This window comes from Vibrio nigripulchritudo (assembly GCF_027924785.1).
In the GTDB taxonomy this organism is placed as follows: domain Bacteria; phylum Pseudomonadota; class Gammaproteobacteria; order Enterobacterales; family Vibrionaceae; genus Vibrio; species Vibrio nigripulchritudo.
Genome location: NZ_AP027049.1, coordinates 3345608 through 3370752 on the forward strand (window position 1 = coordinate 3345608; position 25145 = coordinate 3370752).

19 protein-coding genes are annotated in these 25145 nt (G+C 48.4%); 13 read left to right on the forward strand and 6 right to left on the reverse strand.

Annotated elements, in window-relative coordinates; translation table 11 throughout:
- The first annotated feature begins 33 nt into the window (after positions 1-33).
- From QMG91_RS15225 to QMG91_RS15280, 12 genes are all read left to right on the forward strand, one after another.
- Positions 34-1068, forward strand: a complete 1035-nt coding sequence (locus QMG91_RS15225; protein ID WP_281827506.1) for a sugar ABC transporter substrate-binding protein — start codon at positions 34-36, stop codon at positions 1066-1068.
- Positions 1069-1139: 71 nt separating this feature from the next.
- The gene (locus QMG91_RS15230) at positions 1140-2108 is read left to right on the forward strand and encodes an ABC transporter permease (RefSeq protein WP_281827508.1); all 969 of its coding nucleotides are present in this window, start codon (positions 1140-1142) and stop codon (positions 2106-2108) included.
- Positions 2101-3591: a sugar ABC transporter ATP-binding protein gene (locus QMG91_RS15235; RefSeq protein WP_281827510.1), complete on the forward strand. Its 1491-nt coding sequence runs from the start codon at positions 2101-2103 to the stop codon at positions 3589-3591. Before QMG91_RS15230 ends, QMG91_RS15235 begins: the two co-directional genes overlap by 8 nt.
- Complete coding sequence (locus QMG91_RS15240) at positions 3575-4549, forward strand: ABC transporter permease (protein ID WP_281827513.1); 975 nt, start codon at positions 3575-3577, stop codon at positions 4547-4549. Before QMG91_RS15235 ends, QMG91_RS15240 begins: the two co-directional genes overlap by 17 nt.
- Before the next feature lie 8 nt (positions 4550-4557).
- Positions 4558-5352, forward strand: coding sequence for an SDR family NAD(P)-dependent oxidoreductase (locus QMG91_RS15245; RefSeq protein WP_045966158.1), 795 nt, complete (start codon positions 4558-4560; stop codon positions 5350-5352).
- Between the two features lie 28 nt (positions 5353-5380).
- The gene (locus QMG91_RS15250; RefSeq protein WP_281827516.1) at positions 5381-7135 is read left to right on the forward strand and encodes a CoA-transferase; all 1755 of its coding nucleotides are present in this window, start codon (positions 5381-5383) and stop codon (positions 7133-7135) included.
- Between the two features lie 29 nt (positions 7136-7164).
- On the forward strand, positions 7165-7926 hold the full coding sequence (locus tag QMG91_RS15255) for an IclR family transcriptional regulator (RefSeq protein WP_004397778.1): 762 nt from the start codon (positions 7165-7167) through the stop codon (positions 7924-7926).
- A 60-nt stretch (positions 7927-7986) separates the two neighbouring features.
- Positions 7987-8670 carry an RraA family protein gene (locus QMG91_RS15260; RefSeq protein WP_281827520.1) on the forward strand — a complete coding sequence of 228 codons (684 nt, stop codon included), beginning with the start codon at positions 7987-7989 and terminating at the stop codon, positions 8668-8670.
- A gap of 7 nt (positions 8671-8677) precedes the next feature.
- Positions 8678-9724 (forward strand): lactonase family protein, encoded by a 1047-nt coding sequence (locus QMG91_RS15265; RefSeq protein ID WP_281827522.1) that lies wholly within the window; start codon positions 8678-8680, stop codon positions 9722-9724.
- A gap of 98 nt (positions 9725-9822) precedes the next feature.
- Complete coding sequence (modF, locus tag QMG91_RS15270; RefSeq protein ID WP_281827523.1) at positions 9823-11271, forward strand: molybdate ABC transporter ATP-binding protein ModF; 1449 nt, start codon at positions 9823-9825, stop codon at positions 11269-11271.
- Between the two features lie 115 nt (positions 11272-11386).
- A complete protein-coding gene (locus QMG91_RS15275) occupies positions 11387-12478 on the forward strand; it encodes a PfkB family carbohydrate kinase (protein ID WP_281827525.1) in 1092 nt (363 codons plus the stop codon).
- A 10-nt stretch (positions 12479-12488) separates the two neighbouring features.
- The gene (locus QMG91_RS15280) at positions 12489-13397 is read left to right on the forward strand and encodes a pseudouridine-5'-phosphate glycosidase (protein WP_281827527.1); all 909 of its coding nucleotides are present in this window, start codon (positions 12489-12491) and stop codon (positions 13395-13397) included.
- Between the two features lie 49 nt (positions 13398-13446).
- Here the strand turns inward: QMG91_RS15280 and carB are convergent, their stop codons facing one another.
- The 4 genes from carB to secA all read right to left on the reverse strand — a co-directional run bounded on the left by carB (position 13447) and on the right by secA (position 21991).
- The gene (gene carB / locus QMG91_RS15285) at positions 13447-16677 is read right to left on the reverse strand and encodes a carbamoyl-phosphate synthase large subunit (protein WP_004397766.1); all 3231 of its coding nucleotides are present in this window, start codon (positions 16675-16677) and stop codon (positions 13447-13449) included.
- Positions 16678-16694: 17 nt separating this feature from the next.
- The gene (gene carA, locus QMG91_RS15290) at positions 16695-17834 is read right to left on the reverse strand and encodes a glutamine-hydrolyzing carbamoyl-phosphate synthase small subunit (RefSeq protein WP_004397763.1); all 1140 of its coding nucleotides are present in this window, start codon (positions 17832-17834) and stop codon (positions 16695-16697) included.
- A gap of 481 nt (positions 17835-18315) precedes the next feature.
- Positions 18316-19125: a 4-hydroxy-tetrahydrodipicolinate reductase gene (gene dapB / locus QMG91_RS15295; protein ID WP_022549617.1), complete on the reverse strand. Its 810-nt coding sequence runs from the start codon at positions 19123-19125 to the stop codon at positions 18316-18318.
- A 142-nt stretch (positions 19126-19267) separates the two neighbouring features.
- Complete coding sequence (secA, locus tag QMG91_RS15300; protein WP_004397759.1) at positions 19268-21991, reverse strand: preprotein translocase subunit SecA; 2724 nt, start codon at positions 21989-21991, stop codon at positions 19268-19270.
- A 352-nt stretch (positions 21992-22343) separates the two neighbouring features.
- Between secA and QMG91_RS15305 the strand changes: the two genes are divergently transcribed.
- Complete coding sequence (locus tag QMG91_RS15305; RefSeq protein ID WP_022603995.1) at positions 22344-22814, forward strand: DUF721 domain-containing protein; 471 nt, start codon at positions 22344-22346, stop codon at positions 22812-22814.
- A 61-nt stretch (positions 22815-22875) separates the two neighbouring features.
- On the opposite strand, the gene lpxC is transcribed toward QMG91_RS15305, so the two are convergent.
- On the reverse strand, positions 22876-23793 hold the full coding sequence (lpxC, locus tag QMG91_RS15310) for a UDP-3-O-acyl-N-acetylglucosamine deacetylase (RefSeq protein ID WP_022549615.1): 918 nt from the start codon (positions 23791-23793) through the stop codon (positions 22876-22878).
- Between the two features lie 96 nt (positions 23794-23889).
- The gene (gene ftsZ, locus QMG91_RS15315) at positions 23890-25122 is read right to left on the reverse strand and encodes a cell division protein FtsZ (RefSeq protein WP_022549614.1); all 1233 of its coding nucleotides are present in this window, start codon (positions 25120-25122) and stop codon (positions 23890-23892) included.
- Between the last annotated feature and the right edge of the window lie 23 nt (positions 25123-25145).

The following is a 25145-nucleotide window of genomic DNA, read 5'->3' on the forward strand; positions in this document are numbered from 1 at the left end:
TAAGAGGTAAACACCATCTAGGAGAAGCAAAGTATGAAAGGATTCATCACCAAAGCAAACCGTCTGGCGTTGCTATCTGTCTCGCTGATGGCAGCAGGAATCGCTGTCGCCGCTGAAGGGCCTAAAACAGCCGGATACATAGTCAACTACGCCACCCACGAATGGTATCAGAACGTGATCAAAGGGATGGAACAGCGCGGCAAAGAACTCGGCGTCAAACTGGAAGTGATCGACGCCAATCTGGACATCGCGAAGCAGGTCTCTGCCGCCGAAGATTTCATGGCGAGAAACGTGGATGTGCTGATCATTACGCCAGTCAACGAACAAGGCGTTGTCCCTATTCTTCGCCGGGCAAAAGCCAATGGTATCCCGGTAGTGCTTGAAGGCAGCCCAGCCAAAGGTATGCAGACCTTAGTTGCCATCTGTGATTACGACACGGGTTACAACGCGGGTGTCGAAACCGGCAAGCTCGCCAAAGACACCATTAAAGGACAGGTAAGAGTTATGAACGTTGGTCTGCCTCTTCTTTCCGCGACCGTGCTTCGCAGTCAGGGATTTATGGACGGCTTACAAACCATTCTGCCTGATGCGGTGATGGTTCATGATCTGGACGGAGGCGGTAACCCGGATCGCTCTCAGGAAGTCTCTTCTGCGGCACTGGCGGCAGACGCCAAAATCAATGTGATTTACGGCATCAATGATTCATCGGCGTTAGGTGGTTTGCAGGCATGGCGAGCGGCAGGTCTGTCTGAAGATCAACTCATCGTAGTGGGTACTGGCGGTGAAGGTCTGGCATTTCTAAACGAAATGTCCAAACAAAACAGCCCACTAAAACTGGAAGCGGCTATGTTCCCTGAAAAAGTAGGCTTTACCACAATGGACACCGCAGTGGCGCTCTACAAAGAAGAAAGCCTGCCTGAGCATGTTGTGAGCCCAACCACCACGCTGACTCTGGCGAACTACAGCAATTATTACTCTTACGACGGCAAATCCCGTCAGATCCAGTGGGATACCGTCAACAGTCTGGTTCCTGCGAAGAAGTGTATGAAGTACGCGTCTGATCTTTAAAGACTCGTGATTCGAATGGCGGCAGCAGGGGTTGTTGTCGCCTGTTCGCAAAAACTAGTAGGAGTAAGGCTATGGATAAGCCGTCTTCGCCTGCATTTTGGCAGAAGATCAGTCACTCAAAGTCGTTGTTTCTGGTGATATTGCTGGCAGCACTGATTATTGGACTCAGCATTTCATCGGATCGATTTCTCACGCCAGCGAATGCAGTCGCAGTACTGCATCAGTCATCGTTGGTGCTCATCGTTGCGGTGGGCATGACACTGCTTTTGATCAGTGGTGAAGTGGACATCTCAGTTGGTGCTGCTATGGGATTTGCTTCTTGTGTGGTGATGGATGTTCTCAATGCTACGCATAGTCTGCTCGCAGGTATTGTGGCAGGGGTTTTGTTTGGTGTGGCTGTGGGCGTCTTTAATGGATTGGTCACAACCCGCCTAAAAGTAAACTCATTGATTGGCACCATTGCAACCATGATGATTTTGCAAGGTGGCGTCTTTTTGTATACCCGTGAGGCTATCCAGAACCACCATCAATTGCCCGCATTTTCCAGTGTCGCTACTGGCTATTGGCTGGGCATTCCCGTTCCGGTCATCATTGCCCTTGTCGCAGTCATTATTGGTGGCGTGCTCTTATCCCGAACCCGTCAGGGTCGCCTTATTAGTGCCGTTGGAGCAAACCAGAATGCGGCTAAACTGTCGGGAATTTCCCCCAGCAAAGTCAAGATAACCGCGTTTATTATCTTGGGCGCATTAACAGGGATTGCCGCCGTCATTCTGGCATCACTTCTTAATGCGGGTCAGCCGACTGCCGGAAAGGGCTTTGAGCTGATTGTGATTGCGGCGGTTCTGTTAGGTGGTACGAGCCTGTTTGGTGGCAGTGGTTCTATTTTAGGGACGGTGCTGGCAGTGATGATATTAAAAATCATCGATAACGGAATCATCATTCTTGGCTGGAATCAGGACTGGCAAATCATCATCCCGGGCGTATTTCTTGTTCTCGCGGTCTACCTCGACATAGTCAGGAGGAAGCCGTCTTATGAATGAGCAGAATCCACTAATTCAAATCGATAACCTCACTAAATCTTTTCCCGGCGTGAAAGCGCTGGACGGTGTGTCACTAGAACTTTTTCCGGGCGAAGTTCTGGCGCTGATTGGCGAAAACGGCGCGGGAAAATCAACGCTCATTAAGATCCTGTGTGGCGTATTTCCTGCTGATGAAGGCAGCGTATCTCTGAGTGGAAAAATGATGTATTTCCAAACCCCTTCCGATGCGCTTAAAGCCGGGATAAAGCCTGTCTTTCAGGAGATCGCCCTCATCCCCGAATTTACCGTGGCTGAGAATATCTTTATGGAGAATCATCCGCTCACCTCATTTGGGACCATTGGCTGGAAAAGCATTCGACAACAAGCCGCAGAACTGTTCGATCAACTGGGGTTCGACTTAGATCCCGACGCTAAAGTCGCCGACTTGCCCATCAGTCAGCAGCAGCTTGTCGAGATCACCAGAGCCATCAGTTCAGACGCCAAAGTCGTGGTGATGGACGAGCCAACATCTTCACTCAGCCCGGCCGAAATCAAAAATCTCTTTGTGGTCATCAACAAGCTGAAAGCAATGGGCATTGCAGTGATTTACGTCAGCCACAAACTCGACGAGTTGTTTGAGATCGCCCAGCGTTGTGTGGTGCTTCGAGACGGCTGCCATGTATCCACTAAAGCCATGTCTGAACATACACACGACACCCTAATCCGAGACATGGTGGGCAGAGAGATAAGCGACCTTTTCCCGAAAACCGAGCATCAAACCAAAGAAACCCGTTTGGAAGTCAAAGGCGTGAACGCAGGGCAAAAACTGAAAAATATCGATTTTCATGCACGTTCCGGTGAAGTAGTCGGCTTTTTTGGCTTGGTTGGCGCGGGACGCACAGAACTCGCCAAAGTACTGGTTGGATACGATCCAATCAGCGAAGGCGAAATCCACATCAACGGAGCCCCCCTCAAACCGCACGATACTTCAAAAGCGAAATCACTCGGGATTGGCTTGATGAGTGAAGACCGAAAAGAAGAAGGGTTGATGCTGGAAGCCGATGTGCAAAGCAACATGAGCCTTGCCTCGCTGGAAAAACTCACTCAGTACGGGTTTGTCAGCGACAGTCAGGAACAGCTGTCCTGCGATGAATTTGTCGACCGGTTTAAAATCAAAATCACCTCCTTATCGCAACTGTCCAGCACCTTGTCTGGTGGAAATCAGCAGAAAGTGATGCTGTCTCGCTGGCTGATGTACGGGTTATCGGTGCTGGTGGTAGACGAACCCACAAGGGGAATAGACGTGGGAGCAAAATCGGAAATTTACGCTCTGATCGATTCGCTGGCTCAACAGGGAATGTGCGTTGTTGTCATGACCTCTGAGATGCCGGAGTTATTAGGTTTGTGCGATCGGATCTACGTGATGTCTGAGGGAAGGATCACAGCCGAGTACCCACGCAGTGAAGCCACACAGGAGAAGATACTTGATGCAGCCATCCAATAGTTCCAACTCACCCAACTCTGCCTGGAGCTGGCTGATCAAGCATAACGAGTTTGCGCTGGCGCTATCTCTTTTGATGATCATTCTGGTGTTTTCTCTGCTGTCTGAACATTTCTTTAGTGTCAGGAACCTCACCAACGTCTTTGGTCAGGCATCGATCATTCTCACCTTGTCTCTTGGCGTCAGTCTGGTGTTTATCTCCGGGGAAGTCGACATCTCTGTCGGTTCGCTGGTCGCAGCTGTCGCCATTCCTCTTATTGAGGTGATGAATGTCACCGAATCAATGACTCTTGGGATCTTTGGTGCGCTCGCCTGCGGTCTGCTCATTGGCGTGATAAACGGGTATCTGGTTGTTTACCTCGGGATCAACTCTCTCATCGTCACGCTGGGTACGCTGTTCATCATTCGGGGTGGGGTTTACCTCTACACCGGAAAGAAGGCCATTGCCGATGAAGTCTATTTAGAATCTTTCTTCCAGCTCGGAAACGGGCGTTTTATGGATGTGCTCCCATACCCTGCCCTAATTGCCGGGACCTTGGTTATCCTGCTCGCTTTTGCCTTAAGGCATACGCGCTTCGGGCGCAAAGTCTACGCCATTGGGGGCGACGCCAAAGTGGCACGGCTCGCAGGGTACAACGTGCAAAAGGTGAAGTTCACCTGCTTCGTGCTCTGTGCCTTGATCTCCACCGTTGGAGGAATACTGCTGGCATCTCGATTAGGGTCGGCGGTTCACCTGGCGGGTCTGGGTTACGAATTTCAGGCAGTCGCCGCCGCGGTGCTGGGTGGAATCAGTTTAGCGGGCGGAATCGGCAGTTTGGTTGGCGTGCTTCTTGGGGTACTGATTCTGGCGTTTGTCTCTAATGGGTTAGGCATGCTTGGAGCCCCAACAGAATGGCAATTAGTGGTAACCGGCATCGTGATCATCATTGCGGTCACGCTCGATTCAATGAAAAAACAATAGGTAACACTATGACCAGACTCAAAGGAAAAGTTGCGGTAGTCACTGGCGCTGCCGATGGTATCGGTCAGGTAATCGCGGAAACCATGGCAAAGGAAGGAGCGTCTGTCGTCCTCGCCGACATTCAGGAAGAGAAAGGGCAGCAAACCACCCAAAGTATTGTCGAATCCGGAGGCAAAGCCCTGTTCATCAAAACCGACGTGAGTCAGGAAAAAGACATGCAGGCACTATTGGAACAGACGGCTCAGCGCTACGGTAAGTTAGATATTTTAGTCAACAACGCTGCCGTCGCCATTGGTGGGATGCCGATCAATGAAATGACCGAAGAGCAGTGGCAGAAGATCATAGCCGTCAATTTCAGCAGCGTGTTCCGAGGTTGCAAGTTCGCCATTCCGCATATGATAAAAAATGGCTCGGGTTCCATTATCAACATGGCATCTGCTCAGGCACACAATGGGTTGCAAGGCTGGAGTGCGTACGCAGGTATTAAGGGAGGAATCATCGCCATGAGCAAGCAGCTCGCCGTGGAGTTTGGTCCCAACAATATCCGGGTTAACACCATTTCTCCGGGCACCATCAGCACCCCCATGGTGGAGAAGGTGATCCGTGAAAGTGAAGACGGCGAATCCATCATGCGTTCCTTTGTGGACATGCACCCAATAGGTCGAATTGGCAAGCCTGAAGAGGTGGCTGAAACCGCCGTTTATCTTGCGTCCGACGCTTCTGGTTTCACTACAGGGACGGACATTCGCGTCGATGGCGGATTATGCATTACGGCTCGTTACAAGCCGGATAGCTGGTACTAAAGTCGGCTAAGCAGGGGGAATCACCGTTATGAGTTTAGTAAAAGCCAATCGACCGGAAATAACGTCACTAAAAGCGCTCGCCTCGCGGGTTGCAAGTGGAAGCCGACTGTCCGTAGGTGGTCACCATTTTGCCCGATTGCCCATCGCTCTGATTAGAGAGGTTTGTCAGCGACGAGTCACAGGTTTGCGCTATTTTAACTGGGCTGGAGGCTTGCCTCTTGAGATGTTGCTGGAAGCGAACGCGATCGAGAGTATCGATATCTGTTTTTCGAGTCTTGATGTGTTCGGGCTTGCGCCTAAGTTTCGCAAAGCGGTCGAAAAACAGGGAATACCGATGACCGACTGGCCAGCTTTAGCGTTGATTCAAAGCCTGAGAGCCGCGGAGCAAAACCTCCCCTTTCTTCCTATGCAAAGCCCAACCGGCTCAGAACTTAATGAAACCTGCCCGGCACTCACTCCCTATTTCGATGAAGAAAGCCAGCAAACGCTGTCACTGGTCAAAGCTCAAACGACCGATGTATTGCTGCTTCACGCCCCTCGTGCTGATGAATCAGGAAACGTCGAGCTCTACGGCGCTCATTCGCTCGACAAATTGGTTGCTGGCGCTGCGAAACAGGTGTTGGTGACCGTAGAAGAAATCGTCCCAGATGGCACCTTACAAAAGGGATTGAGAAACACCATCATTCCCCGAAATAAGATCAGCGCGATAGCGGAAACCCGAGGTGGCGCTTATCCTTGTTCTTGTCTGCCTTACTACACAACGGACTACCAAAGATTGATGGAAATAACCCAAAGCTCGCAACCTCTGGAATCCGAATTACAGCAGCGCGAAGTGCCTACACTGTTCCAGCAAGCTGCACAACTTCCATTGAGTGATCTTTTATCCTCCTACTCCGCCTTATCAACCGATGAGAAGGACTCGCCAGCAACCGCTGACGATATCATGACCATTCGGGTTGCCAGAATGCTGAGTAATGAAAGCTACGCCAGCGCCGGGGCAGTATCCCCTCTGGCAAACGTGGCTTACCGGTTGGCAAAAGCCAGTCATGCACCAGACATGATGTTCACCACCTTTAGCGGTGGCACCGTTGATATTCAGGCAGGCACCATGAGCCTGACCTTGCTGGAATCGATGGATACGCAAAGTGCGGCAGGGCATACCGGCGGCGAAGATACCTACTGGACTGCCTATCAGGGTGGTCTGGTCAGCCATGAAATTGTGGGAACTGCGCAGATTGATGCCAAAGGCATGACAAACACCTTGTCGATATCTAAACCCAGTGGAGGCTTCGTGCGCTTACCCGGACAAGGAGGCATGGCTGATGTCGCAAACATGCACCAGCATTTTATGGTTTACTTACCCCGCCACACCCCTCAGGCACTCGTTGAACAAGTCGAGCTATGTAGTGCAGGTCGGCGACTTGTGTCAGAAGAAGAGCGCAGGAAGTACGGTTATCAACCGGGCAAAATCACCCTTATCACCAATCTGTGTTTGTTCGAATACGATGAAGAGGAAGGGCAACTCGTGGTCGTGGAAACCATGCCCGGCGTGAGCAGGCAGACCATCACAGAGCAAACCGGATTTAAAGTCCTGTTCTCTGACCTGTGCAGAGAAATGGAACCAATACGGGACGAGGAGTTGGCGCGACTAAGAAACCAGATCGATCCGCTGGGGATAAGAAGGCTGGAATTTGTCAGCGCCAAAGAACGGCAGACATTACTCAGCAGTATAATTAATCAGGATCGTCAGTTAGTCACTGCGTTACTCAAACCATCGGCTTAGGCTCAGATAACATTTCGTACAGGTGCACAATGGCAAACAGTGAAAGTAAGTATTCAGTTCCGGCAGTAGATAAGGCGCTCAGTGTGTTAGAGCTGCTGTCCGAGTCCCCGGACGGAGCAACCCAGACAGAAATTGCGCGCATGCTTGGGCGCTCCATCACCAGTCTGTATCGAGTGATTCAGGTGCTTGAAGAAAAAGGTTACATCTATTCCACGGGCCCCAAGTCCACCTATCACCTGTCTTTGAAAATGTTTGAGGTGGCCAATCGCCATTATCCGGTGCAGACTCTGGTTGAGGCTGCTCATGTGGAAATTAAGTCCGTGTGCAAAGCGACTCTTCAAAGCTGCCACATTGCGCTTCTTAACGGTGAAGAGATCATCATCATCCACCAGCAAGATCCGCCTCTCGGAACGCATTACTCTGTCGCGACAGGCAGTCGCTATCCGGCTCTGGAAACCAGTTCCGGGGCAGTAATGATCGCTTATTCAGATCACGAAGTTCAGCAGACGTTCTACGACTCTTTGCCTTCAGACAAAGAGAGAAAGGCGCTCAAAGAAAGGCTGGATAACATCATCCAGTTAGGGCATGAGCGGATGGAATCGCAAGTGGTAGCGGGTATTCTTAATTTGTCTGTCCCCTTGTTTGACTACCGAAATCGTGTGGTTGGCGTGGCGACATTGCCTTTCCTTTCTCAAAAATACGCTCAGGAAACCAGCCCGGAAGAAGCACTCGAAATGCTTAAAAACGCCTGTAAAACCATTTCCTGTAACCTCGGTTACCAGCATTCCTAGGCAGGCATCTCATTCAGTGACACCCGAATTTATATCAACAGACGATAATCGGAGGTAACAATGTCAAACGACAACGCCTTGTTTACCAGAATCAAGGAAGAGCTATTCAGCGCTGTGATTGGCGATGTCATGGATAAAATGGGTTATACGCAGCAGTTCTTTCCCCCTTATCTCACCACTTTACGGCGAGACATGGTGATTGCTGGCAGAGCCATGACGGTATTGGAAGCTGACGTATTTGAGGAAGTTTCTTCTGAAAGCGCCAACCCAATAATGGCAAAGCCTTTTGGGCTGATGTTTGAAGCATTGGATAGCCTGAAACCCAACGACGTATACGTCTGTACCGGCTCATTTCCGGACTACGCGCTCTGGGGAGGGCTCATGTCTACCCGAGCGATAAAACTCGGTGCCGCTGGCGCCATACTGGATGGCTACATCCGTGACAGCAATGAAATCCTCTCACTCGATTTCCCGATCGCAAGCCGCGGATGCTACGCCCAGGATCAAGGTCCGCGTGGCAAGGTCATTAACTACAACGTCCCTCTAAGAGTGGGGCAAGTACAGATTCAACCTGGAGACATCATTTTTGGTGACTGCGATGGTGTGCTTTGCATCCCTAAAGAAATCGAAGACGAGGTGATTTCCAAGGCACTGGAAAAAGTGCGCGGTGAAAGCGAAGTGCGAAAAGCTCTTGAAAATGGAATGAGCACCGTAGAAGCGTTTGAACGATTTGGCATCATGTGAGGTAGAAATGGAACTCTATATCGGCAGTTATTCAAGTCATCTTGAAGGGGTCATCACCAACGGGAAAGGCATATACAAAGTCAGCTTTGACCCGGAAACCGGACAATTTGGTCAGGCGCATTTGCATTTGAAGTGCGATAACCCCACCGCACTTGCTATCTCCTCTGACGGGAAAAACCTCTACACAGTTCGCGAGGTGTTTCAGCATAAGAACCCGGCGATGATTCACCTGCACTCAGATGAAACCCACACGGTTTGGAATGTTCAGGGTGAACTGCCTTGTCATATCGCTTTGCATGAAAATCCGAATTTTATTACCACCGCTCAATACTGGACGGGAGAAGTTTCTCTGTTTCAATTTAACGAACAGGGAGGTGCTCAACTCATTCGTCATCTGGAGCATCAGGGCACCGGACCGAATACCAACCGTCAGGAAGGTCCTCATGCCCACTATTCCGCCTTCACAAATGGCGGTTTTCATCTGCACTCTACTGATTTAGGCGCGGATAAAATCTGGAGTTACGAACTGGACGATTCGGGCAAAATTCTTAATAGCGCATATTGCGACGTCCCCTCTGGCTGCGGACCAAGGCATATGGTCATCAGCCCGGATGAGCGATTCGCCTATGTCTGTTGCGAACTGGATGAAAGTTTGCTGGTACTTACCCGTGAAGATCTTGGTTGGCGTTTTCATTCTCAAATCCAGGCTTTTGATTGCGATAAAGAGATCGAAGGATCGGTTTCTGCCATTCGGCTTTCTCCTAACGGACGGCACCTGTACGTGTCTGGAAGGCGACAATCTCGCATCGCTCACTTCACCATTGATGCCCAAACCCAGTTACCCAACCGGGAAGGCGATTTTGCAACGGGTGGTGAATGCCCAAGAGATTTCACCTTAACCCAGGATGGTCAATGGATGCTGATAGGCAATCAATACACAAATCAAATTGTCAGCATGAGGTTGAATCAGGAAACTGGTAAACCTGAAGAGATATCTGGAAAACTCGATGTGGGAACCCCTGTTGCTATTCTCGAAATCCCCAATGCCAATTAGCACCTCATGGCACGACCCAAGTCTAATTTACTTTTCCCTGCTGCTTTTTTACTCTGTAAAGAAGCAGTCAGTTATTAGACGTTACGCAAGGAAGCCGTATGCCCATTGTATTCACCGATGTTGTTACCCAGACCCGTTCTCACCCGCTTTCCATATCTAACTGGACAATCCCAGAGAATCAGAATTGGGGGATATTTTGCGCCAAAGGCGACATCGGAGAGCAGCTTTATCATGTGCTTTCACAATCCATTGAATTGAAAAGCGGGCAGTGTGAAGCCACCGATCTTCGCATCGCTTACGTGTCTCTCAGTCAGCAGCAAGCTCTTCTGGAACAAGAACTTGCCGATGATGACACCGACTTTATGGACAGATTCGACAATGGCTCAACCGTGCGCGAGTTGCTTCTCACCGATGAAAACAATCAGGAAGACGTGGAAAAACTCATCCAGCAACTCGATCTGGAGCATCTGCTGGATCGTGGTTTTCGTCTGCTTTCAACAGGAGAAACCCGTAGGCTAATGCTGGCGAGAGCCGTGCTGGAAAAACCAGACCTTTTGATTCTCGACGAGCCCTATACAGGGTTAGACATTGCCCACCGCACAGCTCTGGCTCCCTTTCTTGAAGCGTTGAGTGCACAAATGCAATTACTCATTCTGGTCTCACGTGAAAACGAGCTACCCGAATGGATAGAGCACATAGCCCTTTTTGATAATGGCAAACTCACGCAAACACTGACTAAATCGGAATGGCGGCAACACCCCATCATCAATCAGATCAATGCGCAGACCCAGAAGCAAAGTGAGCAGGTGCTTGCGCTGTATAACAAGTACCAACATCAGACAGAGTTTTCTGACCCTCTGGTGGAGCTGACCGATGGCAAGGTTGAGTATACGGATCAGAAAATCTTCTCTGGCGTAAACTGGCAAATCAGGCACAACCAGCATTGGCAGATCCGAGGTCCTAACGGGTGTGGAAAGAGTACTTTGCTGGGGCTTATCTTTGGTGACCATCCACAATGTTACAGCAACGATATCCGACTGTTTGATATGAAGCGTGGCAATGGTGAGACGGTTTGGGATATCAAAAAACACATCGGTATGGTGTCGTCCGCGCTGCACTTGCAATATCGGGTCAGTTGCAAAGCCATCGAAGTGGTTTTGTCTGGCTTTTATGACTCCATTGGTCTTTATGAAGCACCGAGTAAAACGCAAATTCAAATGGCACAAGAGTGGCTCGCCATTTTCCACATGAGTGACATTGCCAATCACCCTTTCCGTGAACTCGAATACGGGCAACAACGCTTGCTGTTGATTGCCAGAGCGTTAATCAAGCGCCCCGCTCTTCTCATTCTCGATGAGCCTTATCAGGGTTTGGATTTCCTGGGAAGACGCTTAGTAATGAATTCGTTAGAACTGATTGCAAAACATAACCTTAGTCAGCTTCTTTTTGTCTCTCATTACGAAGAAGACGCCATAGAAAGCATTCATCATTTCGTTGATTTTGTACCCAGCGAAGACGGTGAAAGCTATGTCGTAAAGATAACCTAATAGGTGCTATCGCTCACATAACATACAATCACTTCACCAAAATCATTGACGTTTTTTCGCTCAAACACCAACCTAACAAAAGTTCGACAAACAAACTTTTGTTAGGTTTTTTTATATGACAGAACGCGAACAACAAATTTTTCAACTGATTAAGCAAGATCCCATGATCCCGCAGCAGGATATCGCGGATAAACTCGGGATCAGCCGAAGTGCTGTTGCGGGTCATATCATGAATATGACCAACAAAGGCATCATCCTAGGGAAGGGGTACATTTTGTCAGAGTCTCAATATGCCGTCGTGATTGGCGGTGCCAACATGGATATTTTAGGTCAGCCACAGCAAGCCATGCACCAAGGGGACTCCAACCCTGGCGTGGTCTCATGCTCACCAGGTGGTGTAGGCAGAAACATTGCTGAAAACATTGCCCGATTAGGCACAGAGGTCCGGCTCATTTCCGTAGTAGGAAACGACACCTACGGTCAACTCATCATTGATAAAACTCGTCAGGCTGGCGTCGATGTGTCTCCGGTCATGAAGCTCTCCGATGGTACTACTTCCACTTATCTTTCACTGCTGAACGAAGATGGCGACATGCAGGTTGCTGTATCGGATATGTCGATTCTGGATAAGCTGACCATCGAATCTCTGGAACCGCATATTGAAGTGCTAAAGCGTGCGGAAGTGATCGTCGTGGACACCAACTTGAGCGAGTCGGTATTGGAATACATCTTTAGCCAGTTTGCGGATAAGCCGATTTTTGTGGATACGGTTTCCAGCACCAAAGCAATCAAAATCAAACCTTATCTTTCACATATCCATACCCTTAAGCCCAATATCAAGGAAGCGCAATCCCTTTCGGATCTGCCGCACCACGACGCCGATGACCTCGAAACAATTGCCGATTGGTTTTTGAATCAGGGCACGCAGCGCATCTTTTTGAGTCTTGGAGAGGAAGGAGTCTTTTACAAAGACGCTCGAGGCTCACAGCACTTTCCAACTGTTAGTACAGACATTAAAAATGCCAATGGTGCAGGTGATGCTTTCTTAGCGGGCTTAGTCCATAGCTACATTAACAAATGGTCGGTCGAGCGAAGCAGCGAATTTGCGATGGCAGCCGCTAGCGTTGCCTTGTCGGATGTTGCCACCATCAACCCTAATTTCTCAGAAAATGCCGTTAAGCGCGTTTTGAATGAAGCTGAATGTTAAAGGAGACGAAATGTTAACTCAGTATTTGGATATTGCTCCTGAAGTTGCTGACGCAATCGAATCTGGTAAGCCTGTGGTGGCTTTAGAGTCCACCATCATTTCTCATGGTATGCCTTACCCGCAAAACGTCGAAACGGCACTGAAAGTTGAACAGACCGTAAGGGATAATGGCGCGATTCCAGCGACTATTGCGATTTTGCAAGGTCGCCTGAAAGTGGGCATGAGCCATGAAGAAATCGAGTACTTAGGCAAAGCCGGACAAGATGTGATTAAAACCAGTCGCCGAGACATTCCGTTCATCGTGGCTAAAAAAGCAGATGGCGCTACCACGGTCGCCTCAACCATGATTTTGGCAGCAATGGCAGGTATCAAAGTGTTCGCAACTGGTGGCATTGGCGGTGTTCACCGTGGTGCTGAAACCAGTTTCGATGTGTCAGCCGACCTTCAGGAGCTTGCTAACACAAATGTTGCCGTAGTGTGTGCTGGCGCGAAGTCTATTCTCGATATTGGCTTAACTTTGGAATACCTTGAAACCCATGGTGTTCCTGTTATTGGCTATCAAACCGACACACTTCCTGCATTTTACACCCGCGAAAGTGAGTTCGGCGTCGACTACACCTTAGAGACCCCAGAACAAATCGCCATTGCCCTTAAAGCCAAATGGGATCTCGGGTTAAATGGAGGTGCCGTCATCGCCAACCCAATTCCCGAGCAGTACGCGATGAACAAAGCTGAAATCGATGAAGTGATTGCTCACGCCATCGAAGAAATGGACAGCAAGGGCATCAAAGGCAAAGAATCCACGCCTTTCCTACTGGCTAAAGTCGCGGAAAATACCGCTGGCAACAGCCTCGCTTCCAACATCCAGCTTGTCCTGAATAACGCCAAGTTAGCAGCGCAAGTGGCTTCAAGCATGTAAACAAAAAGCCCGCTCATTGAGCGGGCTTTCGTATTCTAGAAGGTAAAATTTAAGCTAGGCTTTCTTTTACTTTCGCGTGTAGTTCTTGAACCGAAGTAACGTTGGTTTTCGCATCTGCAGTGTGAGCCATACAAGTTGCAAACGCTGCGTTTAGCGTTGTTGTGTAGTTCACTTTCTCTGCCAGAGCACCACGACGCAGAACCTTCGAATCTTCAATCGCCTGACGACCAGCTGCCGTGTTGACGATGTAGGTGTATTCGTTGTTCTTAATGCGGTCAAGAATGTGCGGACGACCTTCATGTACCTTGTTTACCAGGCGTGGGTTGATGCCCGCTTCACCAAGGATAACCGCTGTACCGTGAGTCGCGTCCAGTTGGTAACCTAGCTTAGTCAGCTTAGACGCTAGGTCTACAACGCGTTGCTTGTCGCCTTCACGAACAGACAGAAGTGCACGTCCACCTTCTGGGTAAACATTGCCACAGCCTAGCTCCGCTTTAGAATAAGCTTCTGCGAATGTTGCACCTACACCCATAACTTCACCAGTTGAGCGCATTTCAGGACCAAGCAGTGGGTCAACGCCCGGGAACTTGTTGAATGGCAGAACCACTTCTTTCACTGAGTAGTATGGTGGAATGATCTCTTTGGTAAAGCCTTGTGACTCAAGAGACTGACCTGCCATAACACGTGCAGCGATTTTCGCTAGCGGTGCACCCGTCGCTTTCGATACGAATGGTACAGTACGTGCAGCACGTGGGTTCACTTCGATTAGGTAAACTTCGTTGTCTTTAACCGCAAACTGCGTGTTCATCAGACCACGTACACCCAGTTCGAACGCCAGCTTTTCAACTTGCTCACGCATCTTGTCCTGGATTTCCTGACTTAGCGTGTAAGCAGGAAGCGAACATGCTGAGTCACCAGAGTGAACACCCGCTTGCTCGATGTGCTCCATGATACCGCCGATAACGACGCGTTCACCGTCACAGATAGCATCGATGTCAACTTCTGTTGCGTCATCTAGGAAGCGGTCCAGAAGTACTGGGGATTCGTTAGATACGCTCACAGCTTCGTTGAAGTAACGGCGCAGGTCTTGCTCGTCGTATACGATTTCCATCGCACGACCACCCAATACGTAAGAAGGACGTACAACCAGTGGGAAACCGATTTCTTTTGATTTCTCAACCGCTTGGTCAATCGTAGTTACTGTTGCATTTTCTGGTTGTAGCAAACCTAGGCGGTCAACTGCTGCCTGGAAACGCTCACGGTCTTCTGCGCGGTCGATTGCGTCAGGGCTAGTACCGATGATTGGCACACCTGCTGCTTCAAGAGCACGAGCCAGTTTCAGAGGAGTCTGACCACCGTACTGCACGATAACGCCTTTTGGCTTCTCAACGCGAACGATAGAAAGTACATCTTCAAGAGTAACGGGTTCGAAGTACAGACGGTCTGATGTGTCGTAGTCTGTAGAAACTGTCTCTGGGTTACAGTTAACCATGATGGTCTCGTAACCGTCTTCACGCAGTGCTAGTGATGCGTGCACACAGCAGTAGTCGAACTCGATACCTTGACCGATACGGTTTGGACCACCGCCCAATACCATGATTTTGTCTTTATCTGTTGGCTGCGCTTCACACTCGTCATCGTATGAGGAGTACATGTAAGCTGTATCAGAAGAGAATTCCGCTGCACAGGTATCCACACGCTTGTAAACAGGGTGGATATCATACTGGTCACGCAGACGACGAATTTCGCTTTCAGAAACACCCAGTAAAGTAGACAGGCGAGCGTCAGAGAAGCCTTTGCGCTTCATCTTGCTTAGGACTTCTTGAGTCAGACCTGCAAAGCCACCAGCTTTCACTTCGTTTTCTAGGTTAACTAGCTCTTCGATTTGAACCAGGAACCAACGGTCAATTTGAGTCAGGTTGAATACGCCATCAACAGACAGGCCAGCACGGAATGCGTCAGCCACATACCAGATACGCTCAGCGCCCGCTTCTTTAAGCTCGTGGCGGATTTTAGATAGTGCATCAGGAGAGTCCAGATCCACCATTTCATCAAAACCGTTCACGCCAACTTCCAGACCGCGCAATGCTTTTTGCAGTGATTCTTGTTGGTTACGACCAATCGCCATCACCTCGCCCACAGACTTCATCTGAGTCGTCAGACGGTCGTTAGCACCAGCAAATTTCTCAAAGTTAAAGCGAGGAATCTTAGTCACTACGTAGTCGATGGTTGGTTCGAAAGATGCAGGTGTCGCACCACCAGTGATGTCGTTCTGAAGCTCATCAAGAGTGAAGCCAACCGCCAGTTTCGCTGCAATCTTCGCGATTGGGAAACCTGTTGCCTTCGATGCAAGAGCAGATGAACGAGATACACGTGGGTTCATCTCGATGATAACCATACGACCATCTTTCGGGTTAATACCAAACTGTACGTTTGAACCACCCGTTTCAACACCGATTTCACGCAGTACCGCCAGAGAAGCGTTACGCATTAGCTGGTATTCTTTGTCCGTCAGCGTTTGTGCTGGTGCGACAGTAATTGAGTCACCGGTGTGAATACCCATTGGGTCGAAGTTTTCGATTGAACATACGATGATACAGTTGTCCGCTTTGTCACGAACCACTTCCATCTCGTACTCTTTCCAACCGATCAGAGATTCGTCAATCAGAAGTTCGTTGGTTGGAGACAGGTCCAGACCACGACGACAGATTTCTTCGAATTCTTCTTTGTTGTATGCGATACCGCCGCCTGTACCACCCATGGTGAATGAAGGGCGGATAATACAAGGGAAGCCAACCATATCGAGTACTTTGTAAGCCTCTTCCATGGTTTTTGCAGTGTCGGCGCGTGGACACTCAAGACCGATAGACTTCATTGCCTTATCGAAACGAGAGCGGTCTTCTGCTTTATCGATAGCGTCAGCTGTCGCACCGATCATCTCTACACCAAACTCAGCAAGCACACCGTGCTTCTCAAGATCCAGTGCACAGTTCAGTGCAGTCTGACCACCCATTGTCGGTAGAACCGCATCCGGGCGCTCTTTTTCAATGATTTTACGAACCACTTCCCATTGGATTGGCTCGATGTAAGTCGCATCTGCCATTTCTGGGTCGGTCATGATGGTGGCTGGGTTAGAGTTCACCAGAATGACGCGGTAGCCTTCTTCGCGAAGTGCTTTACACGCTTGAGCACCAGAATAGTCAAACTCACACGCTTGACCGATAACAATAGGACCAGCGCCCAGAATTAGAATACTTTGTAAGTCAGTACGTTTTGGCATTTTCTCTCTACTCCAAATTACGCTGAGTGCTGTTTAATAAGGTCGATGAAGTGGTCAAATAGCGGCGCAGCGTCGTGTGGACCTGGGCTTGCTTCTGGGTGACCCTGGAAGCTGAACGCTGGCTTATCGGTACGGTGAATGCCTTGCAAAGAACCGTCAAACAGAGACTTGTGCGTAGCACGCAGGTTCTCAGGCAATGTCTCTTCATCCGCAGCAAAACCGTGGTTCTGAGAGGTAATCATCACAACGTTACGGTCAAGATCTTTTACTGGGTGGTTAGCACCGTGGTGACCAAACTTCATCTTCACTGTCTGAGCGCCAGATGCCAGTGCCAGGATCTGGTGTCCAAGACAGATACCGAAGATTGGAAGCCCCTTTTCAAGGAACACTTTGGTCGCCTCGATAGCGTAAGTACATGGCTCTGGGTCACCAGGACCGTTAGACAGGAAAACGCCATCTGGGTTAAGTGCCAGAACTTCTTCTGCAGAAGTTTCAGCAGGTACAACCGTTAGGCGGCAGCCTCGGTCAACAAGCATGCGCAGGATGTTGCGTTTTGCACCGAAGTCGTAAGCGACAACGTGGTATGGCAATTCACTGTCGTCTTTCGCTTCTGGAAGACCACTCTCGAGCGTCCACGAGCCTTGTTTCCATTGATACGCTTCTTTTGTAGTAACTTCTTTCGCAAGGTCCATTCCTTTCAAGCCTGGGAATTCTTTTGCTTTTGCCAGAGCCAAAGCTTCATCAAGGTTGTTGCCAGCAACAATACAACCGTTCTGAGCGCCCTTCTCACGAAGTAGACGTGTCAGCTTACGTGTATCGATGTCGGCGATGCCAACGATGTTTTGAGACTTAAGGTAATCAGAAAGAGACTGTTCGTTGCGGAAATTAGAAGCGATAAGAGGGAGATCGCGAATCACAAGGCCTTGTGCGTGGATTGAAGAGGATTCTTCGTCTTCGGAGTTTGTTCCGGTATTGCCAATGTGAGGATAAGTAAGAGTAACGATTTGTTGAGAATAGGAAGGATCGGTGAGGATTTCTTGGTACCCCGTCATCGAGGTGTTAAAAACGACTTCACCAACAGCTGAGCCATCTGCTCCAATGGATTGTCCATGGAACACAGTCCCGTCTTCTAGGACTAACAGTGCTGACTTACTCAAGGCAACCTCCAGAATAAAAATGCATAATTAGTGTATTTAATTGCAAATTCTACCATGTATTCGCGATAAAAACGCGTTTTCAGGGAATTCAGACAAATTGGCGGTATTCTAGTGATCACTGTGATTTGTGTCAACATTCTCAGTAAAAGAAATTTATCATTTGTCTGCTAAAACACATTAATCGCTGTTAAAGCCATATAAATGTAACTTATCTACCTGTAAGTCGGCTCAAAACACACACTATTCATGAATTTTACCGTCATTTTTGCAGAAACCACGTAAAAACCATAAGTTGTAAAACGCAAACGTTCATCACAGTACAGTTAAATGTATTTTTAAGTCATTAAGATTGGAATTTGTACGGAAAGCCTTAAATAGCGATAAAAATAGAGCTTAATTTGACAGGTTTGCAAAGATAATTTAGAGAAGAATTGTGTCAGAAACACAATGCGCCAGAGGGCTCTGGCGCATAAATATTTAATTAAAGCTCGTTTAGACCAAGAACGTCGGTCATGGTGTAGAAGCCTGCAGGTTTACTTGCTAACCATACTGCTGCTTTGACCGCACCGTTTGCAAAAGTCATGCGATCAGTGGCTTTGTGAGTAATCTCTACTCGTTCACCAATGTCTGCGAACATTGCAGTATGCTCACCAACAATATCGCCCGCACGAATCGTAGCGAAACCAATTTCATCTTTGGTTCGTTCACCTGTGATACCTTCACGAGCATAAACTGCGACATCACTTAATTGGTTGCCCATGGCACCAGCAATTGCTTCTCCCATGCCAATTGCTGTACCTGATGGCGCATCAACCTTATGACGATGGTGCGCTTCAACGATTTCAACATCGCAGTAGTCGCCCATCACTTTGGCGGCTTTTTCTAGCAGCTTGAATACTAGGTTGACACCAACACTGTAGTTTGGCGCCATGACGATAGGAACGGATTTCGCGGCTTCATCAATTTGAGCACGCTCTTCATCGGTAAAACCCGTCGTACCAATAACAATTTGCTTGCCATGCGCTTTACACAATTCGATGTTCGCTAAAGTGCTTACCGGGGCGGTAAAGTCAATGATTACGTCAAAGTCAGCAACCGCTTTGGCAAAGTCATCGACAACAGCGACTTCAAAGCGACCTTCGCCACACAGTTCTCCGGCATCAACGCCAATTAAGGAAGATTCTGGTCTTTCAGAGGCTGCGCCGAGCTGCGCATCAGAATTCAGGTGGGTAGCTTTAACTAGATTGCGGCCCATACGGCCTGCTGCTCCTGCAATCGCAATTTTTACCATTGCGTCAGTTCTCCATTTGTTACGATGTGATCAATGTAACGTAAAGGGCAGAAAGTTACCACAGTTAAACAAGGTTTATTATTTATACAGAAAGCAGATACAAAAAGAGCCGCAATTGCGGCTCTTTCTCGGTTCACGGTAATTAGATCTTACCGTGACACTGTTTGTATTTCTTACCACTTCCACATGGGCATGGCTCGTTTCGACCCACTTTACGCTCATCACGCTGAACTGGCTGCTGTGAACCTTCTGAAGATTCATCATCTGCGAGTTGGTTTTCAGCTTGCTGATGCTGGAATTGAGCGCGACGTGCAGCTTCCTCAGCCTGAGCACGACGCTGAGCTTCCATACGCTCTACTTCTTCTTCCTGCTGAACTCGAACTTTACTTAATACGGTAATCACGTCGAATTTCAGAGAATCCAGTAAACCTTCAAACAACTCAAACGATTCACGCTTGTACTCTTGTTTCGGGTTCTTCTGAGCGTAGCCACGAAGGTGAATACCCTGACGCAAGTGATCCATTGCCGCCAGGTGCTCTTTCCAAAGCGTATCCAGAGTTTGAAGCATCACAGATTTTTCGAAGTTGCGAAGAATGTTCTCACCCACCACGCCTTCTTTCTCTTTGTATACTTCAACTGCTGTCGCAAGGATCTTCTCACGCAGCGCTTCTTCGTACAGTTTGTCGTCTTCGTCCAACCAGCTTTGAATTGGCATTTCCAAATCGAAGTCTGCTTTCAGACGATCTTCAAGACCTTTAACATCCCACATATCTTCCAGAGATTGCGGTGGAATGTATTCGTTGATCACGCTATCGAACACGTCCTCACGGTTTTGTTCGATCATGTCACTGATGTCATCAACGTTCATCAGTTCATCACGCAGTTCGTACACTACTTTACGCTGATCATTGGCAACGTCATCAAACTCAAGAAGCTGTTTACGGATGTCAAAGTTACGACCTTCCACTTTACGCTGTGCTTTTTCGATTGAGCGAGACAACATCTTACTTTCGATCGCTTCACCTTCTTCCATACCACTTTGGATAAGGCTGGCCATACGATCAGAAGTAAAGATACGCAGTAGAGAATCTTCCATCGACAGGTAGAAACGAGAAGAACCGGCATCACCCTGACGACCAGAACGACCACGCAACTGGTTATCGATACGACGAGATTCATGACGCTCTGTACCAATGATATGCAGACCACCCGCTTCAAGCACTTTGTCGTGAACTTCTTTCCAGTCCGCTTTGATTTGCTCAATCTGCTCTTGAGATGGGTTGTCCAGTTTATCTAGCTTCGCCTGCCAGCTACCACCCAACACGATGTCGGTACCACGACCAGCCATGTTGGTTGCAATGGTAACCGCACCCGGTGTACCCGCTTCTGCGACAATCTCAGCTTCCTTCTCGTGGAACTTAGCGTTAAGAACGTTGTGCTTAATTTTGGCTTTCTTCAGAGCGTTAGATAGCAATTCCGACTTTTCGATGGAAACCGTACCTACCAGCGATGGCTGACCTTTCGCGACTCGTTCTTTGATGTCCTCAATGATAGCGTTGAATTTCTCTGTTTCGGTGCGGTAAACGACATCCGGCATGTCGTCACGAATCATTGGTTTGTTGGTTGGGATAACCACAGTTTCCAGACCGTAAATAGACTGGAATTCGAATGCTTCAGTATCAGCTGTACCTGTCATGCCCGAAAGTTTTTCGTACAGACGGAAGAAATTCTGGAAGGTGATGGAAGCCAGCGTCTGGTTTTCGTTTTGAATCTTAACGCCTTCTTTTGCCTCAACTGCTTGATGAAGACCTTCAGACCAGCGACGCCCAGGCATAGTACGACCAGTATGTTCGTCAACAATCACAACTTCATCGTCTTCATTAACGATGTAGTCAACGTTGCGCTCAAACAATACGTGGGCACGCAATGCGGCATTCACATGATGAAGTAAGCTGATGTTTGTTGGTGAGTAAAGCGTATCACCTTCTTCCATCAAACCGTTTTTGATCATCAGTTCTTCAACAAACTCCTGACCATTTTCGGTTAAGTGCACCTGCTTGGATTTCTCGTCCAAGGTGTAGTGACCATCACCACGGTATTCTTCGGTATCTTCTTTTTCCTGACGAACAAGGTGAGGAATGAGCGTGTTGATTCGTGTGTAAAGATCAGAGCTGTCTTCAGCAGGACCAGAGATAATAAGAGGTGTACGCGCTTCATCGATTAGGATGGAGTCCACCTCATCGACTACCGCAAAGAAACGCTCGCGTTGAACACGGTCTTCACTACGGAAAGCCATGTTGTCACGTAGGTAGTCGAAACCAAATTCGTTGTTTGTCCCGTATAGGATGTCTGCCTGGTAAGCTTCTTTTTTCGCCATTGGAGGCATGTTTGGTACGTTGACGCCAACGGTCATACCAAGGAATTCAAATAGTGGGCGGTTAGTTTCCGCATCACGTGAAGCTAGGTAGTCGTTCACCGTTACAATGTGAACACCTTTACCAGGTAGTGCGTTTAGGTAGGCTGGCAAGGTCGCCGTTAGCGTTTTACCTTCACCAGTACGCATCTCTGCGATTTGACCGCTGTTAAGAACCATACCACCAATCAACTGAACGTCGAAATGGCGCATGCCGTAAACACGTTTAGACGCTTCACGAACCGTCGCAAAAGCTTCTGGTAGAAGGCTGTCTAGAGTGTCACCTTTTTCTAGACGCTCACGAAACTCGACGGTTTTCGCTTTCAGTTCTTCATCGGATAGCGCTTCAAACTCTGGCTCGTAATTATTAATTTCTTTAACTATTTTTCTCAGGCGACGCAGAGTTCGGTCATTGCGGCTGCCAATCACTTTTGTCAGTAGCTTAGTTATCATTTTCAGTGAATCTCTCTGTTTAGATCGTGCTCGATCTATCCTTGTAACTATCAGTCTCTACCAGTTCCAAACTAAGAATACTGAGATACATCATGTTTGTAAGAATATTGAGGCGGCTTAATGGAAATTCAAGCGCCAATCCTAATTTTCGAATTTGGCACGTATATTAAGGGATTCTCTTGTTGACAACCACGGCTAATAGCAATTGTTTGAGACAGGTATAGAAAAATTCGGTGTTCGAGCAAGAAACCCTCAAGTTTCCTTGATACGTATGCCCAAGTAACTCTAAGAAGCTTGGTATTCCTTGACTTGTGCTCTACACTCTCGACAAAACCGTTGTAAAGAGGTGGCTATGCGCGATCACCGCCCAACCCTGACAAAAGATTTACTTGAGTCCCAACAGCTGAGCAAGTTACAAGAGCACGCACGTCAAATTAATGACTTAAATACTGTGCTCAAAACTATTCTTGCTCCCAGTTTGTTGGAGCATTGTCGTGCCGCCAATATCAAAGATAATCATCTGGTGATTGAGGCTGCCAGTGCATCAGTCCAGATGAAGCTGAATTACGACAGGTTGAACATCCTGAGTCAGCTTCGCTCTAAGGGCTATGCGAAGCTGATGGGGGTGGAAATTCGAATCAACCCTGCCCTTTATAGAGGGCAAGTACATCAGGAAAAAGATGAAGAGTGGCAAGAAGTGCCCGTTTCCGAAGTGGCTGCGGAGTTTCTAAAGGCAACAGCCAACATGCCTTCAGCAACACCAAAGATCAAACAACGGCTGGAAAATATTGCCAAGCTTGCGGAAAAAAATAAGCAGTCGTAATACAAATTTAAGACACAAAAAAGCCGAGCTTCTGCTCGGCTTTTCTAATTCTGTCTTAAGCTTACGCCAAAACCATATTTGGTTCACCGAAAGCAACTGGTGAGCCTACTTCTTCTTCGAAGGTTGCCCATTCCCAAGCTTCCTGATCGGCGAGCACTGCGCGCAAGACTTTGTTATTAAGAGCATGCCCTGATTTATAAGCACGCAACTCACCAACAATGCTGTGACCGCACATGTACAGATCACCGATAGCATCCAGTACTTTGTGCACCACAAACTCGTTGTGGAAACGCAGACCTTCTTCGTTGAGAATGCGGTATTCATCCAAAACGATGGCACAGTCAAAGCTACCACCTAAACATAGGTTTTGGGATTGCAAGTACTCAATATCTTTCATGAAACCGAAAGTACGAGCTCTTGAAATGTCTTTGACAAACGCCTGAGAAGAGAAGTCGAAAAGTAGGTGCTGTTCATCAGATTCAATCGCAGGGTGGTCGAATTCAATTTCGAAATCCATGCGGAAACCATCATGCGGAACCAACTCAGCCCACTTATCGCCATCTTCTACGCGGATTTTCTTCTTAATACGAATAAATCGCTTAGGAGCGTTTAGTGTTTCGATGCCAGCTGATTGAAGTAGGTAAACAAACGGGCTCGCACTGCCATCCATAATAGGAATCTCTGGAGCGTCTACTTCAACGATAACGTTGTCGATACCCATACCAGCAAGTGCGGCATTTAGGTGCTCAACGGTTGAGATACGGATACCGTCGTCGTTAACCAGTGCGGTACAAAGCATGGTGTCGCGAACGGATTCTGGATCGGCTGGGAAATCAACAGGCGGATTCATATCCGTTCTGCGATAGATAACCCCTGTGTTTGCCGGAGCTGGACGAAGAGTAAGTGTGACTTTTCTACCCGAGTGTAATCCCACTCCGGTTGTTTTCACCATCTCTTTCAGAGTTCTTTGTCTGATCATTACCTACCCCTACTGCGCATACAGCCTGTGCGACCGTAAAATTCGACCGCACATGCTACCACGTTTCTGACGAATATCAATATTTTCGTACAATAATCAGTCAGCTTGGCGTCTTAAGAACGCTGGAATGTCCAAGTAACCGTTTTCTTTCTCTTGCTTAGGTGCAGTGTTTGCACCACTTTGAGCAGGAGTAGAAGGGTTAGCTGGCGCTGCAGGCTGACTCTTCACCTCATCACCTTTCGGCAAGTTATTTGCTTGCAAAGGCTGTGCCGTTTTTTCCTCAACTTTGGCTGCCGGAGCAGGCGCTTGTTGAGCTGGCGTGGTGTTTTGTGGTTTCGAAGCCCCTGTTACTAAAGTAATTTCTGGCTTTTTCTCGTTACCAATTCCGGTTGCAACGACCGTTACGCGGATTTCATCAGTCATATCTGGATCCAGAGATGTACCGATAACCACCGTCGCATTGTCAGATGCAAACGCTTTTACAGTATTACCGACAGTTTCGAATTCGTCCAGACGCATATCCAAACCTGCAGTGATGTTCACAAGAACACCGCGCGCGCCCGCCAAATCAATGTCTTCAAGAAGAGGGCTAGAAATTGCCGTCTCTGCCGCTTCTTCCGCACGATCTTCCCCTTTGGAAACACCGCTACCCATCATTGCATGACCCATTTCAGACATCACAGTACGAACGTCTGCGAAGTCGACGTTAATCATGCCAGGGCGAGTAATCAGTTCTGCAATACCTTGAACAGCATTCTTAAGCACGTCATTCGCGCTTGCAAACGCTTCAAGTAAAGTGACACCACGTCCCAGTACTTTAAGCAGCTTTTCATTTGGAATCGTAATTAGAGAATCAACATGCTTCGAAAGCTCTTCGATACCCTGCTCGGCAAAAGCCAGACGCTTTTTACCTTCGAACCCAAACGGTTTAGTTACAACGGCTACAGTTAGAATGCCCAGCTCTTTTGCGACTTCCGCAATTACTGGTGCTGCACCTGTACCTGTACCACCGCCCATACCGGCTGCTATAAATACCATATCGGCACCGGTGAGAATTTCTTTAAGTCTGTCTCTGTCTTCTAACGCCGCTTCACGACCAACCTGAGGGTTTGCGCCTGCACCCAGACCTTTAGTGATGTCTCCACCAATCTGAATGACACTGCTGACGCTTGTTTTACGAAGTGCTTGAGCATCTGTGTTGACACTGATGAATTCCACGCCTTCAATAGATTCACGTACCATGTGCTCGACGGCGTTACCACCGCCACCACCAACTCCAACGACTTTAATTACAGCATCGTCAGACATTTCCATCATCGGTTCAAACATTTGTTATCTCCGTTTTTCCTGTT

Coding starts and splice junctions, on each gene's coding strand:
- QMG91_RS15225 (WP_281827506.1), top strand. CDS start 34: ATGAAAGGATTCATCACCAAAGCAAACCGTCTGGCGTTGCTATCTGTC.
- QMG91_RS15230 (WP_281827508.1), top strand. CDS start 1,140: ATGGATAAGCCGTCTTCGCCTGCATTTTGGCAGAAGATCAGTCACTCA.
- QMG91_RS15235 (WP_281827510.1), top strand. CDS start 2,101: ATGAATGAGCAGAATCCACTAATTCAAATCGATAACCTCACTAAATCT.
- QMG91_RS15240 (WP_281827513.1), top strand. CDS start 3,575: ATGCAGCCATCCAATAGTTCCAACTCACCCAACTCTGCCTGGAGCTGG.
- QMG91_RS15245 (WP_045966158.1), top strand. CDS start 4,558: ATGACCAGACTCAAAGGAAAAGTTGCGGTAGTCACTGGCGCTGCCGAT.
- QMG91_RS15250 (WP_281827516.1), top strand. CDS start 5,381: ATGAGTTTAGTAAAAGCCAATCGACCGGAAATAACGTCACTAAAAGCG.
- QMG91_RS15255 (WP_004397778.1), top strand. CDS start 7,165: ATGGCAAACAGTGAAAGTAAGTATTCAGTTCCGGCAGTAGATAAGGCG.
- QMG91_RS15260 (WP_281827520.1), top strand. CDS start 7,987: ATGTCAAACGACAACGCCTTGTTTACCAGAATCAAGGAAGAGCTATTC.
- QMG91_RS15265 (WP_281827522.1), top strand. CDS start 8,678: ATGGAACTCTATATCGGCAGTTATTCAAGTCATCTTGAAGGGGTCATC.
- modF (WP_281827523.1), top strand. CDS start 9,823: ATGCCCATTGTATTCACCGATGTTGTTACCCAGACCCGTTCTCACCCG.
- QMG91_RS15275 (WP_281827525.1), top strand. CDS start 11,387: ATGACAGAACGCGAACAACAAATTTTTCAACTGATTAAGCAAGATCCC.
- QMG91_RS15280 (WP_281827527.1), top strand. CDS start 12,489: ATGTTAACTCAGTATTTGGATATTGCTCCTGAAGTTGCTGACGCAATC.
- carB (WP_004397766.1), bottom strand. CDS start 16,677: ATGCCAAAACGTACTGACTTACAAAGTATTCTAATTCTGGGCGCTGGT.
- dapB (WP_022549617.1), bottom strand. CDS start 19,125: ATGGTAAAAATTGCGATTGCAGGAGCAGCAGGCCGTATGGGCCGCAAT.
- secA (WP_004397759.1), bottom strand. CDS start 21,991: ATGATAACTAAGCTACTGACAAAAGTGATTGGCAGCCGCAATGACCGA.
- QMG91_RS15305 (WP_022603995.1), top strand. CDS start 22,344: ATGCGCGATCACCGCCCAACCCTGACAAAAGATTTACTTGAGTCCCAA.
- lpxC (WP_022549615.1), bottom strand. CDS start 23,793: ATGATCAGACAAAGAACTCTGAAAGAGATGGTGAAAACAACCGGAGTG.
- ftsZ (WP_022549614.1), bottom strand. CDS start 25,122: ATGTTTGAACCGATGATGGAAATGTCTGACGATGCTGTAATTAAAGTC.